Below are 14,208 nucleotides of genomic sequence, written 5' to 3'. Positions count from 1 at the left end.
ATTGTCAGTCTGAATAAAACATTAAAGCATCCACATAGCTTATTCGTTCTTCAATAATTTGCTGTTGTTCCACATCGTTGCGCTCCCAAATATTTGTATATGGAAACCATCTAAAATAGTTTATAGTATTAGGAACCGCATACGAAGTATCTTTAAAATAGCTTGAAAATTTCAACCCTAACGGCATACATACTGCTATAATAAAAAACAATACTTTCACTTTTTTAAAATAACAACACTTCAAGGCTAAAAATAAAAATTCCACATAATAAAGTAACAGAACAGGTATAATATAATTCATAAATCTGTTGCCTATAGCCGTATTTCCTACAGACAATGATGCAAAGAAAAAGTATGTCATATAGAATTCATTCCCCCAAGAATTACTATTCTTTAGCTTCGTATTATTTATGTATATTACAAGCATAGGAATGAAAACATAAATTAGTATATGCAATATTTTGGCATTTGTATTCAAACTGGCATCTTTATACAATTCAAATTTCTGCACCATCATAGGATTCATCATAAGTACCTCTAAGACAGGTGACAAATAATTGAATATTACAATCGAAATCAACACTAACAAAAATACTTTAAAAAATGAATATCTCACATAACGAAATAATGGAATAAAAAAGGTAACAACAGCTGATGAATGAAATAAAAAGCAGACAAATACCATTAGGTAATATTTTCCCCAATTTCCACTTTTATAAAAGCGCAAAGCATACAAAAAAATAGCAATAGCCAGTGCTTCTCTAAGTATTTCCATATTATAATACAAATATAAATATGAAAAATAGAAGAAAACAACAGTAAACTTATAACCTGAATATTTCTTTATCAAGTAAAAAAGAAGAATATTCAATAAAATCGCATGCACGAACTGAAAGAAAAAGAAATCATCCCAAATTATTTTTATCGCACTATTCAATAACAACCATAATGGATCAAATAAAGCATAAGAAAAGATATTGACCTCAAAAAGCGAAGGATATTCTTCAAAATATCGCATATAGCGAACTGTATCTCCCCCCACAACACATCGACATCCAGCCACTCCAATAGCTATTAATAACAATAATCTGTAAGATAGTACCTGATATGCTTTTTTCTTCTTTATATCATATTGATATACACAAAAAGCTGAAAAAAGAAAAACCATTAAATAGAGCATATAGTCTTTTTGTAATGAACACCACCTTTATAAATTAGCAAAGAATAATATCCAGCTAACAAAAACAACATTACTATTCTATAATGTAAGGGTATTGACACATAAATCATAGTAATCGCCATTATAAGGGCAGGAAGAGCTGAAAACAGCAACGTTCGGTATGGAAACTCTATTGGATAAAGCCGATAAGAAAACAACCAACTCAAAGCCAATAGAACAATATTTGTCAACACCATTGAAAAAACAACACCAGACAGTTCTAAATACCTAACCAAGAAAAACAAACTTATCAGATTTACTCCCAAAGCCGACAAAAAAGAAATGGATAAGAAATAGGTTTTAGATAAATATTTAGGACCGATATCAACCAGTTCCTTAACAATTAGAAGGGCAATAGCTATTGCTATGCAACCTACATACCTAGCTGATTCTACAAATTTAGGAGAAGCAAAAGCTACAATCAATTCTTCAGAAAACAAAAATAGACATAATGAAATGAAGAATACAGCTGGAACGGTCATACGGTATAATATAATAAACATTTGTTTATGATTCTTCTTTTTTAAAGTTTCGAACATATACTGATTCCATGCCATCATAAACGTTTGATGTATTAATTGCATTATAGAGCCTATTTTTAATGCCATTGAGAACAGACCTATATGATAAGTATCTAAATATCCTAAAATAAAGAAACGATTGGCATAAGCATTAGTCGCACTACCCACTCTTGCCGGAAACTGAGGTAATGCATATTTTAAAGACAATTTCAGGTATGGCTTTGACAGATGAAAAATGAATAATTTACGCACTAAAAAAAGGGAAAACAAGGACGATAAAGCTATTGCTATTAATTGAGAAAGAAAAAAACCATTTATTCCATAATGCATCACAGAAACAAAGTAATAAACAAAAGAGATCAATAAAAGAGATTTGACAAGTACTACCAAAGTGAAAAATTTATTTTTTTTCTCAAACCGTAATAATATCAAAGTCAAAGTAGATAATACCGAAAAGACCATTTGCATGGCTGCTATTCTGATAGCCATTGCATATTGTTGATTTTCACATAACCAATTGCTTAAATAATCTGCACAAACAGCCACTCCCAGTGAAAGTAGAAACGTTATTGAAAGAATCAAAGAAAAAATAGAAAATAAAAATTTCTTTTTGTCTTCACCTTCATATTCATAATAGAAACGTTGCAAAGATGTTTCAAGTTGCAAAAAGCAAAAAATAGTCACTACCCCTATAAATGTTTGTACCAAATCAATTACACCAAATTCTGTCACAGAAAAGACACTGGCATATAACGGAATTAACAAAAACGACAAAAATCTTTCTAGAGATACTGCCAAGCCAAATGAAAAGAAATTTAATATTAATTCTTTCATAAGCTTACTTTTTCTCCAAAACGTTCGACCCACGAAAAGAAGTCATATTTATATTTAATTTCTTCCGATATAGGAACAATAGGAGTACTCATAAATGACTTCAAATTATTCCAATTATCTTTCCCTATGATAAATATATTATTAGGATGATAAAAATCTGCTTTAACTAAAGACAACTGATTAGTTATTAGTTTTTTTTGAAAGAATAGAGCTTCCATTACTCTAAGTGTCATACCATCTTGTCCTTCTTGCAATATGTCTAATACGGCCTTACATGAAGAAATATATTCCAAGTTTTCTTGATAAGACAAACGTGGCTTCTGCTCTTCTATAGGAAGCTGTTCATCAACAATATGAAAGTAAGGAACTAATTGCATCTTCTCTACCCTATTTTGTATAGTAAACAAAAAGCTGTTTCGACCTTTACTTAAGCCACAAAAGAAAACATCTACCTTTTCTTTTTTAGATTTAGGCAATTGCAAATCCTTAAAATAATATGTAGTATTATAGAACATATTATATTTGTCACAATCATTTGCATCAAAAGACCATAACTCACATCCCCAATTCTTTACTAATTCGGGATCTATACAACAAAAAGCAGGATTCCAGTACCATAGAATAATGCGCTGACCAGGCTGTTTGTTTTTACACAAATACTTGATTACATCCTTGTTTTTAGTCGCGCAAACAATGATTATAGAATAACTACTAAGATTTTTTTTCCAATCACCCAACCACAAATTTCCACTATATCCAACAAGACCAAGAATTCTCCATAATTTCTGATGAAATGAATTTGGAAAATGATACTGTGCACAAGTTGATATATTCCCTTTATTCATTAATTTAGAAAAAAAAGCTGAGACTGTGCTTACAGAAATATCCGTTGCCCTATTTAAAAATAATACTTTATCCATATTCTACTTAAAAAAATTGTCACCACGTATTCTGCAACAAGAAATGCTTCTATTTAGGAAGAAAGTTAATATACGGTTTCACAACGAAGCTATCCTCCTCCAATTTTAGAAGTTTTTCTCTTTTTTCCTGAAATGAAAGTCCTGAAGTTCCAATATTATGCAACTTTATTTTCTCATAAAATGCTTCCGTATTACCTATATACTTGATAGGATTTCCTGCAACCATACAGTTATCAGGAACACTTTTTGTGACTACAGACCCTGCTCCAATTATCACATTTGTACCTATTGTCACTCCAGGCATAATCATACACCCTTCTCCTATATAAGTATAATCACCTATAATTATTTTACCAAAATAATCAATATTTTTATCTTTATACTTTTTTCGTATAGACCACAATCCACCATGTGTGAAAAACATAGTATTAGGTGCTATTCGTACATAGTCTCCTATACTTATCAAATAGGCTTCAGAAGGAAAACGACGGGTTGAAATATAGCAATGTTTACCTATTTTCACCCCAATTCTTCGAGCATATTCTTCATCTGAAAGAAATTTATCTCTGATTTTATCTATTACTTTTTTTAATAACTTCATAAAAACAACAAATTTATAAAACAACAAAAAGCTTTTAATTTATCAAATAAAATTAGATGAGTTAAAAAGTTATCTTTACAATCTCCCATCAATAATCGACTTATCCAATGTACCTTTCACATCGAACAAAACATTAATCTCCTTCAACATTTTTTTCACCTGAAAATGAGAAAACTCATCATGTGCAACGGCTAAAATAGCAGTATCAAACTTTTTCAAAGGAAGTTCATTAACGACCTCTATTTCATACTCATATTTTACTATTTCAGGATTGACCCACGGGTCATACACCATGATATTCACATTATATTCTTTCAGTGAATTATAGATATCAATCACTTTCGTATTGCGAACATCTGGACAATTCTCCTTGAATGTAAAGCCAAGTATCAAAATATTAGAATTTAATACCTGAATACCTTTCTTCAACATCAACTTCACTACTTGATTAGCTACATACTCTCCCATTCCATCATTCATACGACGACCAGCAAGAATAATTTCCGGATTATATCCAAAGGTTTGTGCACATTGAGCCAAATAATAAGGATCAACACCTATACAATGTCCACCTACCAAACCTGGCTTAAACGGTAAGAAATTCCATTTTGTACTTGCAGCTTCAAGCACATCCTGCGTATCAATACCCATACGGGTAAATATTTTAGAAAGTTCATTAACAAAAGCAATATTAATATCGCGTTGAGAGTTCTCAATAACCTTTGCAGCTTCTGCCACTTTTATCGTAGGAGCCAAATGAGTACCTGCCGTAATAACCGAGGCGTATACCTCATCCACTTTCTTACCTATCTCAGGAGTAGAACCGGAAGTTACTTTCTTAATCTTCTCTACTGTATGCAATTTGTCTCCCGGATTTATACGTTCAGGCGAATAGCCTGCAAAAAAATCAATATTAAATCTCAAGCCGGACACTTTCTCTACCACTGGAATACATTCATCTTCAGTTACGCCTGGATATACTGTAGACTCATATACCACAATATCGCCTTTAGATATTACTTTTCCCACAGTAGTACTTGCTCCATATAGAGGAGTTAGATCAGGATTATGATTTTTATCAACGGGAGTAGGAACAGCTACGACATAAAAATTACAGTCACGAATATCCTCTATGTCAGCAGTACATTTAAAACCATTAGCTATTGCCGATTGCAACAAATCATCAGAAACTTCAAGTGTCGCATCATGTCCTGCCATCAAGGCGTCAACACGCGCACGGTTCATATCAAAACCAATAGTCGTATACTTAGTTGAAAACAAACGGGCCAAAGGAAGCCCAACGTAACCGAGACCGATTACGGCTATTTTTACTGTATCCATAAGATTTTCAGTATTTATAAAAATTAAAATGATTCAAAAAAAAGAAGAAAGAGAAACAATCAGATATTCTCCCAATACCACTTGACAGCTTCTTTCAGTCCGTCACGCATACTGTACTTAGGGTTATAGTGAAGTAATTTTTTTGCCTTATCTATGCATGCCAAGGAATGTGGAATATCGCCTAAACGATTTGGACCATGAGTAACCTCAATATTAGCTATCTCTGAATCAAAATCACTCAGAAATTCTTTTAAATAGTCCACTAATTGATTTAAAGTAGTACGTTCACCAAACGCTGTGTTATACACCTGATTTACTGCTTCAGGATTAGTAGTAGTCATCGCCAACATATTCATTTGGACGACATTATCAATATAAGTAAAGTCACGGCTATATTCACCGTCCCCATTGATCACGGGACTTTCGTGAGCTATCAGCTTCTTCACAAACAGAGGAATTACAGCAGCATAAGCCCCAAATGGATCTTGCCGACGTCCAAATACGTTAAAATAGCGCAAGCCGATACACTCCATATTATAGGTGCGAGCAAAAACATCCGCATAGAGCTCATTCACATATTTAGTAATAGCATAAGGAGATAACGGCCGGCCTATTACATCTTCTACTTTCGGCAAACTCTTACTATCACCATAGGTAGATGAACTGGCTGCATACATAAAACGCTTCACACCTGCATCACGAGCAGCTATCAACATATTCAAAAAGCCATCAATATTGACAGCATTCGTAGTTCCCGGATCTTTTATAGAACGAGGCACTGAACCCAATGCAGCTTCATGTAAAACATACTCAGCACCTTCTATTGCCTTCTGACAATCTGAAAGACAACGAATATCCCCCACAACCAACTTGAAATTATCAGGATATTCATTTAACAGAGGAAGTAGATTTTCTATTTTACCTGTAGAAAAATTATCTAAACAAGTAACATTATAATCATGAGCCAAAAGATACTCACAAAGATTAGAACCTATAAAACCAGCTCCTCCTGTTACTAAAACTCGTTGTTCGTTTTCGCTATTCATATAGTATATATCATAAACTTATTTTTCAACCTCAATATATCAATACAGAATTTCAGAATAATCAAATAACCATTCACTATTTCTTAAATTAGGATGTGCTCTATCTTTCTCACTTAAAATCACATTTTCTGCCGGTATTCTCCAATCAATATTTAACTCCAGATCATCCCATGCTAAAGCACATTCACTTTGGGGAACATAAAAGTTATCACACTTGTATTGAAAGACCACTTCTTCACTCAAAACGGAAAAACCATGAGCAAAACCTCGTGGAATAAAAAGCTGACGATAATTATTTTCTGTTAACTCAACTGCTACATGTTGTCCAAAAGTAGGAGAACCTTTTCTTATGTCAACAGCAACATCCAGCACTGTTCCTTTCACTACACGGACTAATTTACTTTGGGCAAAAGGAGTTTTTTGAAAATGCAATCCACGAATGACACCATAAGACGATTTGGATTCATTATCTTGTACGAATGTCGTTTTACAAACTTTTTCTTCAAACTCTTTCTGATTGAAAGACTCAAAAAAACAGCCACGACCATCTTTAAAAAGACGAGGTTCAATGATTACAACACCTTCAATTAATGTTTTTAGAACTTCCATATTATTAAGAGGCAGCTTTTATTCATCAATATATTCCCACGGATAAGGATTATCCACCACATTCTGGAACTCCTCAATAGCTTCTTGCTGTTCAGCAGTGAGTGATGTAGAATCCCAGGAAGCAATGATAGTACGACCTTCGTCAGCCAAAGGCTCGTCAAATACCTCACCATAGCAGGCGGTGAGCAGACGAAGTTTCAGCAACGAGACAGGAAGAGCATCAAGAATATCCCAGCAACAGTCCAAGACCTCCTGGATATGTTTCTGTTTTTCACCGTGATCAATAAATGAGGCACTATAACCCATCAGAAGAGCAAGACAAACGTTCGCCTGTTCTTCCACAGTAGCGCCTTTGACACCGGAATTATACAAAGCCGTAGTCAGGCGATAAACTTCACCGTTACGACGGGAAAGGTCGTCACTATAGACAGGACTACCGTCCATGCCCAAATACATCAGATCGTGCGCTGCACGCTGAAGAGCAAGTGTTTCTTCGGAAAGAGACATAATGATTTATGATTTATAATTTATGATTTATCAGCTGTTCAATGGCAACGGCTGATCGTCAATTATTTGATTACTTCTATGAGATCCGGATGAATGGTAGCAAGCGCAACAGCAATAACACCTTGTATCTCGATAACCACACGGCGATCACGTGCGCCTTTTACTTTCAGAAAAATACCTTCCTGCCCCTCAAAGTCACCGCCCGTAATACGAACTTTTGTACCTTTGGACAAATTCAGTTCATCCGGTTGGAAGTACATGAGATGGTCATTGTAAGTACCGGCTACAGCAATAAAGCGTTGCATTTCACTGTCGGAGATAATAATCTTCTGACCGCTACGGGTATCCGTAATGTATTGCAAATAGCTTACCTGTGATTTGATGCGCTTCACATCCGAAGGACAGGCATGGACAAACAGCAAGTTGTGGACAACTGGAACCAAAGCACGGACTTTCTTACCTTTCTTTATGCTGATCTTGTATTGCATGGGAATAAAACAACCCATTTTTTCCTTTTCAAGCAAGCGCATAGCATCAGGCTCTCTACGGTACGTGGCACGCATGGCGTACCATATTTCAGTCTCTTTATCCGCTTCCATTTCAAGAGTTATTTCAGAAAAGGGTGTTCTCTCGGGGCTTTAAAATTCTTGCATACGCTTGAATTTCAATCACTTGTGAACACTTTATGTAAGATACGGCAAGTATTGTGTTCTTCTTGCCCATTGATTTCCCGTAGTTGTTCATTACCATGACATATAGCAGGTAAAGAGCTATAAACTAATTAATTAAACAGATATATTATCTTTTAATCGTTCGTTTAAAAGATAGGTTGGAAGGTTGTTTTCATACTAAGATTCTTTCAACAAGAAAGTAATCTCAAAATTACAATCTCATTTCAAAGGTAACAGGCTATATATTAGTAATATATATAGGCAAAAAGAAAATATTTAATTTTTCTTTATCAGAATATTTTGTTGTTTCATTTCTGGGCATTATCTTTGCGCACATTAAACGAACGATTAAAAAACACCCATCATTTACGACAATCATTATTAACACCATATCCATACTCTCCTATCCTATCCCCTATTTCATTATTCTTGCATTTCTGTCCCGGCAATCTCTCATCCCACAGTTTCTTTTATAATAATGTACCCGCGTATACACACCCCATAGGCGCGTATTTTCCTACTTTTTCTTTATATCTTGTTACACACATTCTATAAGTAATAGGTAGTAGCTCTCCATACCTATTTACCATTTTGTGTATAACACATAGAACAGAAAATATTCACTTTTACAGAAAAGAATGACAGATATTACAGATAGAACCGTTAATTTTGCTTTCGTATAGTAAACTTAAAATAAATTACTAACTTCTAAAATTGTGATTTTATGACTAAAAAAACACAATCTTGAGTATTGAACTCAACTGCAAGGATGGCTACAACATCGAAATTGAAAAGAAAGAAGACAGGATCAATATCCTGTTAGTTGAAAATGAGGCGTTTGGAGAACGGATTCTGGTCGGGGCCGAAAAAAGGAAGGAATTCCTCACTCCATGGATAAACATGCTTATGCACCACAAGAAAGAAGCAGGAATCAAAGGAACCATGGATCTGGCAAAGAAACTGGAGCACATCGTACTCTTTGAAAAAGGAAAGCATGAAAAAGGAGTTCTAGCTCTGAAAAGCATTAATACTGAAATCATTAATCTGAGAAAAGAATTTCAGGAAAAGGAGGAGCAAGTAAAAATAAAGAAGTAAACGTTCAAAATTGTGCAAAAACGCCTTTTCTCACTAAAAAGGCGTTTTTGCCATTCAGATTATTATCCCCTATTTCGTGCCGCCAATAAGGCAGATTTAAACAACTAAAAACAAATGGAAAATATTCCAGTTACCGCATACAGCGGATTCAGCAATGTACGGGGAGAAATAACACTCCGAAAAGTTATTGAAAACATCACCAAAGGGATACATGCAAAACTGATATTCAAAATCAGGCTGCTCGTCAGCCAGGGAAAGATGGAAGAGGCGAATAATGTGAAAAAACAGTTGCCTTTCTATACCGTTACAGCGGGATACAGGGAGAAAAGGCAGGCATACAGCATTACAAGGTATACACACATCATCCTACTGGATATTGACGACCAACCTGAAGAGAAGTTGGAAGGACTGAGGGAGAAAATCAATGGAGATCCCAATACGCTGGCTTCTTTCCTGACTCCCAAAGCACACGGATTCAAGATATTCGTATTCATGCGCACGAAGTATGCCACGACTCTAAGAGAAAGTCTTGCCAAAACGGGGATGGATTTCTCCACCTTGGAGAAGCATCACCGAATAATGTATGACACCTGCAAGGAATATTACGAAAAACTGCTGGATGTGGAAGTCGACGGAAGCGGGAAGGACATATCAAGAGGATTCTTCACGTCTTTCGATGAAAAGGCGTACCTCAATGAAGAACTCATGAAAGAGGTGGACGAGACACTGGCGGATATCATTCCACCCGAAAAGCCACGACCAGGAAGGAAAAAAACGGTAAGTGAAAAAGTGATAAGTGGTAAGTTGATAAGTGAAAAGACAGTGAGTGATAAAGTGATGAGTGATAAGCCGGAGGGCGGAAAAGCGGAAGCCGAACCCTGGGAAAGGATGGAATTCAACAAGGCGGTGCTTGCGGTGAAGAGGATATCAAAGTTTGAGCCGGGAAAACGGGACTGCTTCATCTTCGCACTAGGAAACAAGTGCTATACGAAAGGTCTGGAAGAGGAAGTGGTCATGCGTCTGGCACAGGAAAAATTCGGCAGTGAAGAGTTCAACGCGGCAACGCCCATACACAACGCGTACATCTATACCGACAGGACGACGGAAGCCAACATGCGCAAGGAAGAGGAGAAGCCCGACACGATTCATCAGCTGCTCGATTTCCTGAAAACGCATTATGATTTCCGAAGGAACATTATAATGGACCGACTGGAGTATCTCGACTTCAACGAGAAGACAGAAAAATGGATAGGCAAACTACGACCCGTAAGAGCAACAAGCTACAACGCCATATTCCTGGAACTGCAACTGACAGGAATCAAGTGTTCGCTGGATTACGTGAAGGCGATCGTAAACTCTTCATATCCCAGGGAATTCAATCCTTTCACGGACTACATTGAGAAGCTCAAGCCATGGGACGGAGTGACCGATTACATCGGGCAACTGGCAGAAACCGTACAGACCGAAGACCAAGAGTTCTGGAAGAAAAGTTTCAGAAAGTGGTTCGTGGGCATGCTGGCGTGTGCATTGCAGGACGAGGCTGTGAACCATCTCGTCATCATACTCTACTCAGAGCAGGGAAAGGGAAAGAGCACATGGATACGAAGGCTGTTGCCACCTGAGTGGAGGGAATATTACCGGAACGGAATGGCCAATCCGGAAAACAAGGACCACCAACTGATGCTAAGCACGCACCTCATCATCAATATGGAAGAGTTTGACGGAGCCAGAATCAGTGACCTGGCAGGACTCAAAAGAACCATCACGCAGGAGAGCGTCACAGAACGAAAAGTATACGACATGCAGACACTATCCTTCATACGACGAGCGTCCTTCATTGCCAGCACCAACAACCGGCTGTGCCTACAGGATATAGGAGGAAACAGACGATTTTTGCCCTCTTCTGTCATTTCGATGGATTACAGAACACCCGTCAATTACGAAGGGATATATGCGCAGGCATACGCGTTGCTGAACGGGGGATATCAATACTGGTACGAAGGGGAAGAGATAGACGAACTGAACCGGCACAACGAAATGCACCGCATGAAAGATCCGGTGGAGGAGAATCTGCTGGTATATTTCCGGAAACCGGAACCCGAAGACACCTGCGTGAAGTGGATGCCCGCAGCAGCCATACTCAGCAAGATTGCCATTTACGGAAAGATACAAGTGAACAGGCAGGCGATACAGACATTGGTACTGTCGCTGGAGAAATACAGATTCCGCACGAGAAGGAACGCACAGGGAAGCACCGAATATGAAGTGGTGGACTTGCAGAATGATGAGGTAAACAAGGGATTCGGGAAGTGAGTTATCATATAACGAAACGGGTGATAAGAATATATGTAATACAGCATTACATCATATCTTATCACCCGTTACATATATTGGCATTTTATTTACAAAAAGTACAAATCTTTCATTTGCTGGATTCAAACTATCTAAGGCTCACCGAGATACTTGAATATAAGTTTCACTTCAAGGGGCAGATAAGAATGGCGGTTCTTGTTATAACCCGCTTCCTTCAGTTCCGCCATCAGTTGCCTGTTAGCATAAATCCACCGGCGAAGAAGTTGTAGAGCGGTAGTAATACATACACCGGGATTGTAAAGCATGGCAAGGTCGGCTTTGGTATAAGCGCGGACAGGGACTTTTTCATCTAAGTTTTCTTCTTTCATAAGTTTGTTTTTTAGTGATTTACATGGTATAAAGGTACTCATTTACAGCGACAACAGAAAGGAATAAAGAAGGTATTACCTCTCATTTACATTCTCTTTTTTTCATACAAACTCAAATAGCTTCAAGCGGAAAGTGGAAGGGAAAAGAACGGGGTATATTTGCAATGTCCAAAGGGGAAAAGAGCGAAAATCTTCCGGCAAGCCCATGATGGCAGAGTAAATTAAGAAAAGCATGAGAAGAGGATTCGGACAGCTTTCCCCAAAGGATCATTAAATAACCTTGTTTTTTAACTTTTAAAAAATGATTGATTATGGGAGTACCATTCAAAAAGATTCCGCGGAGAGATCCGCGAAAGGAGGATGCGGTGGCAAAGTTTTATCCGCAACTGGTGACGTTAGGGGACAATGCCGACCTGGAAGACGTGGCATACGTGATGAAGGAGAAAAGCTCGCTAACCTTGGGAGATATCAAAAGTGTAATTACCAACTTTGTAGAGGCGCTGATTGACAAGCTGTATGGCGGGCAATCGGTGAACATCAAGGATTTCGGGGTATTCAGCCTGTCGGCACGGACCATCGGAGTGGAGAAAAAGGAGGATTGCACGGCTAAGAACATCAAGGCCGTGAAAATCAATTTCCGACCGTCAACCACCATCAGACCGGATGTGACGGCAACACGTGCCGGACAGAAAATTGACTTCTACGATTTGGAGGCATTGGTAAACAAGGACGGAAGTTCGTCAGGTGGCAACTCTTCCGGTGACCAGGGAGGATCCGGTAGCGGCGAGGGAGGACTGGATGAAAATCCGCTGGGTTAAAATATCACTAATCATTTAATCAAAGAATATGAAAAAGTCAATCTGGGATAAAATTCTCAAAATTGTGATTGCGGTAGCTTCGGCTATAGTAGGGGCACTGAGTGCCAATGCCATGAATGTGTAAAGGGGTAAGATAAATCTCCCTCGAAAATGAATAAGGCTGTTTCATCAGAAACAGCCTTATTTTCTACAAAATAAAACTGACCTATCAAAAGCTCAGAATGGTTAGTATAATTTTGCATGATAAAACCACAACTCACAACAATAATAGAATGTAATAATCAATCTTTATTAACACAAAGTTAAAAAGCAATTATAAGAAACCTTACTTTTGTATTTTTGCATTAATATTAGATATTAATGCAATATAAAAGAATACTTAATAATCTGGTTATGAGACTTTTTTTATCTTGGAAACATATAATCAGCCTCTGTTTTGTCTTACTACACTTAAGTTTATCCATTGCCCATGCAACCGTAGTCCCCAAACAACATCGACCACTTATAATTAACTCTTATAATGAAGGAGCCCCATGGAGTCAAACGCTTATAACCCCTATTATGCTCCAAACTTCTTCAATACTGGCCCACATGAATTTCACTAAAGAAAAAGGGTCCACTCCTCAGGCGCACATTATAAAGGCCTCCGAATACTTTCAGAAAATGCACCCGGAAGATGTGGAACGTATGCAGCAGATACACAAGAATCTTGCATCCGGAAAATTACAACATGCCAAAGAAGAGTTTCGCATCATTACTGAAGTGGAAGGACGAAAATTTACAGATTGGCTTGAAACGAATGCGGTAGTAGATCAATACGATGAGCAGGGCAATCCGATATCATTGGTAGGTTCGCTACTATTAATTACAGAACGTAAGAGACAAGAGAAGGCACTGGTAACAGCTAGAGAAAAAGCTCTGGAATCCGAACGGCTAAAGTCTGCATTCCTGGCTAACATGAGCCACGAAATACGTACACCATTGAATGCCATCATAGGTTTCTCCAGCCTGCTGACCACCACTGAGGATGAACATGAACGGGAAGAGTTCATCAGTATCATAGAGAATAACAACCAGCTTCTCCTACAACTTATCAGCGACATTCTGGATCTGTCGAAAATAGAGGCAAATACTCTTGATTTCAATTACCAGAACGTTGACTTGAACGGACTGGCAAGAGACGTAGAAAGAACAGTACGACGCAGACTACAACCGAATGTTGTCCTGAAATTTATTCCCGGAGTTACCGAGTGCCATGTACAAACCGAACGTAACCGACTTTCACAAGTACTTATCAACTTACTTGTCAATGCCACAATATAAGAGAATGTGCCAAAACAGAATA

14 protein-coding genes and 1 pseudogene are annotated in these 14,208 nt (G+C 37.4%); 5 read left to right on the top strand and 10 right to left on the bottom strand.

Features of this window, described 5'->3' with window-relative positions:
* Positions 1–4: 4 nt before the first annotated feature.
* The 9 genes from K429_RS0121800 to K429_RS0121760 form a co-directional block, all read right to left on the bottom strand.
* Positions 5–1,180, bottom strand: coding sequence for an EpsG family protein (locus tag K429_RS0121800; protein ID WP_029328033.1), 1,176 nt, complete (start codon positions 1,178–1,180; stop codon positions 5–7).
* Positions 1,168–2,574 (bottom strand): lipopolysaccharide biosynthesis protein, encoded by a 1,407-nt coding sequence (locus K429_RS0121795; RefSeq protein ID WP_007209927.1) that lies wholly within the window; start codon positions 2,572–2,574, stop codon positions 1,168–1,170. The genes K429_RS0121800 and K429_RS0121795 overlap by 13 nt, the downstream gene beginning before the upstream one ends.
* Positions 2,571–3,494: a hypothetical protein gene (locus tag K429_RS0121790; protein ID WP_007209928.1), complete on the bottom strand. Its 924-nt coding sequence runs from the start codon at positions 3,492–3,494 to the stop codon at positions 2,571–2,573. Before K429_RS0121790 ends, K429_RS0121795 begins: the two co-directional genes overlap by 4 nt.
* Positions 3,495–3,543: 49 nt before the next feature.
* Entirely contained in the window at positions 3,544–4,095 is a 552-nt protein-coding gene (locus tag K429_RS0121785) for an acyltransferase (protein WP_007209929.1), read from the bottom strand.
* Positions 4,096–4,170: 75 nt separating this feature from the next.
* Positions 4,171–5,436 (bottom strand): nucleotide sugar dehydrogenase, encoded by a 1,266-nt coding sequence (locus tag K429_RS0121780; protein ID WP_007209930.1) that lies wholly within the window; start codon positions 5,434–5,436, stop codon positions 4,171–4,173.
* 59 nt (positions 5,437–5,495) lie between these two features.
* Positions 5,496–6,482 (bottom strand): SDR family oxidoreductase, encoded by a 987-nt coding sequence (locus K429_RS0121775; protein ID WP_007209931.1) that lies wholly within the window; start codon positions 6,480–6,482, stop codon positions 5,496–5,498.
* A 39-nt stretch (positions 6,483–6,521) separates the two neighbouring features.
* A complete protein-coding gene (gene rfbC / locus K429_RS0121770; protein WP_007209932.1) occupies positions 6,522–7,091 on the bottom strand; it encodes a dTDP-4-dehydrorhamnose 3,5-epimerase in 570 nt (189 codons plus the stop codon).
* Between the two features lie 18 nt (positions 7,092–7,109).
* Positions 7,110–7,598: a UpxZ family transcription anti-terminator antagonist gene (locus tag K429_RS0121765; RefSeq protein ID WP_007209933.1), complete on the bottom strand. Its 489-nt coding sequence runs from the start codon at positions 7,596–7,598 to the stop codon at positions 7,110–7,112.
* Between the two features lie 62 nt (positions 7,599–7,660).
* Entirely contained in the window at positions 7,661–8,197 is a 537-nt protein-coding gene (locus K429_RS0121760) for a UpxY family transcription antiterminator (RefSeq protein ID WP_029328032.1), read from the bottom strand.
* Between the two features lie 816 nt (positions 8,198–9,013).
* On the opposite strand from K429_RS0121760, the gene K429_RS0121750 reads away from it, so the two are divergent.
* Entirely contained in the window at positions 9,014–9,364 is a 351-nt protein-coding gene (locus tag K429_RS0121750; RefSeq protein ID WP_029328031.1) for a hypothetical protein, read from the top strand.
* Between the two features lie 114 nt (positions 9,365–9,478).
* The gene (locus K429_RS0121745; RefSeq protein WP_029328030.1) at positions 9,479–11,677 is read left to right on the top strand and encodes a VapE domain-containing protein; all 2,199 of its coding nucleotides are present in this window, start codon (positions 9,479–9,481) and stop codon (positions 11,675–11,677) included.
* A 131-nt stretch (positions 11,678–11,808) separates the two neighbouring features.
* Here K429_RS0121745 and K429_RS0121740 read toward each other — a convergent pair whose 3' ends face one another.
* The gene (locus K429_RS0121740; RefSeq protein WP_007216226.1) at positions 11,809–12,045 is read right to left on the bottom strand and encodes a DUF4248 domain-containing protein; all 237 of its coding nucleotides are present in this window, start codon (positions 12,043–12,045) and stop codon (positions 11,809–11,811) included.
* Between the two features lie 311 nt (positions 12,046–12,356).
* Here K429_RS0121740 and K429_RS0121735 point away from each other — a divergent pair, with 311 nt between their 5' ends.
* The 3 genes and pseudogenes from K429_RS0121735 to K429_RS0121725 form a co-directional block, all read left to right on the top strand.
* Positions 12,357–12,863, top strand: coding sequence for an HU family DNA-binding protein (locus K429_RS0121735; protein ID WP_007216225.1), 507 nt, complete (start codon positions 12,357–12,359; stop codon positions 12,861–12,863).
* A gap of 28 nt (positions 12,864–12,891) precedes the next feature.
* Complete coding sequence (locus tag K429_RS30410) at positions 12,892–12,987, top strand: smalltalk protein (RefSeq protein ID WP_007216224.1); 96 nt, start codon at positions 12,892–12,894, stop codon at positions 12,985–12,987.
* A gap of 455 nt (positions 12,988–13,442) precedes the next feature.
* Positions 13,443–14,177: pseudogene (locus tag K429_RS0121725) on the top strand (PAS domain-containing sensor histidine kinase); the annotation flags it as partial.
* Positions 14,178–14,208: the final 31 nt, after the last annotated feature.

The sequence above is a fragment of the Bacteroides sp. 14(A) genome, assembly GCF_000526555.1.
Classification (GTDB): Bacteria; Bacteroidota; Bacteroidia; order Bacteroidales; family Bacteroidaceae; genus Bacteroides; species Bacteroides cellulosilyticus.
Note: the sequence above shows the minus strand (reverse complement) of the source record. Positions and strands in the feature narration are given on the sequence as shown.

Coding starts and splice junctions, on each gene's coding strand:
- K429_RS0121800 (WP_029328033.1), bottom strand. CDS start 1,180: ATGCTCTATTTAATGGTTTTTCTTTTTTCAGCTTTTTGTGTATATCAA.
- K429_RS0121795 (WP_007209927.1), bottom strand. CDS start 2,574: ATGAAAGAATTAATATTAAATTTCTTTTCATTTGGCTTGGCAGTATCT.
- K429_RS0121790 (WP_007209928.1), bottom strand. CDS start 3,494: ATGGATAAAGTATTATTTTTAAATAGGGCAACGGATATTTCTGTAAGC.
- K429_RS0121785 (WP_007209929.1), bottom strand. CDS start 4,095: ATGAAGTTATTAAAAAAAGTAATAGATAAAATCAGAGATAAATTTCTT.
- K429_RS0121780 (WP_007209930.1), bottom strand. CDS start 5,436: ATGGATACAGTAAAAATAGCCGTAATCGGTCTCGGTTACGTTGGGCTT.
- K429_RS0121775 (WP_007209931.1), bottom strand. CDS start 6,482: ATGAATAGCGAAAACGAACAACGAGTTTTAGTAACAGGAGGAGCTGGT.
- rfbC (WP_007209932.1), bottom strand. CDS start 7,091: ATGGAAGTTCTAAAAACATTAATTGAAGGTGTTGTAATCATTGAACCT.
- K429_RS0121765 (WP_007209933.1), bottom strand. CDS start 7,598: ATGTCTCTTTCCGAAGAAACACTTGCTCTTCAGCGTGCAGCGCACGAT.
- K429_RS0121760 (WP_029328032.1), bottom strand. CDS start 8,197: ATGGAAGCGGATAAAGAGACTGAAATATGGTACGCCATGCGTGCCACG.
- K429_RS0121745 (WP_029328030.1), top strand. CDS start 9,479: ATGGAAAATATTCCAGTTACCGCATACAGCGGATTCAGCAATGTACGG.
- K429_RS0121740 (WP_007216226.1), bottom strand. CDS start 12,045: ATGAAAGAAGAAAACTTAGATGAAAAAGTCCCTGTCCGCGCTTATACC.
- K429_RS0121735 (WP_007216225.1), top strand. CDS start 12,357: ATGGGAGTACCATTCAAAAAGATTCCGCGGAGAGATCCGCGAAAGGAG.
- K429_RS30410 (WP_007216224.1), top strand. CDS start 12,892: ATGAAAAAGTCAATCTGGGATAAAATTCTCAAAATTGTGATTGCGGTA.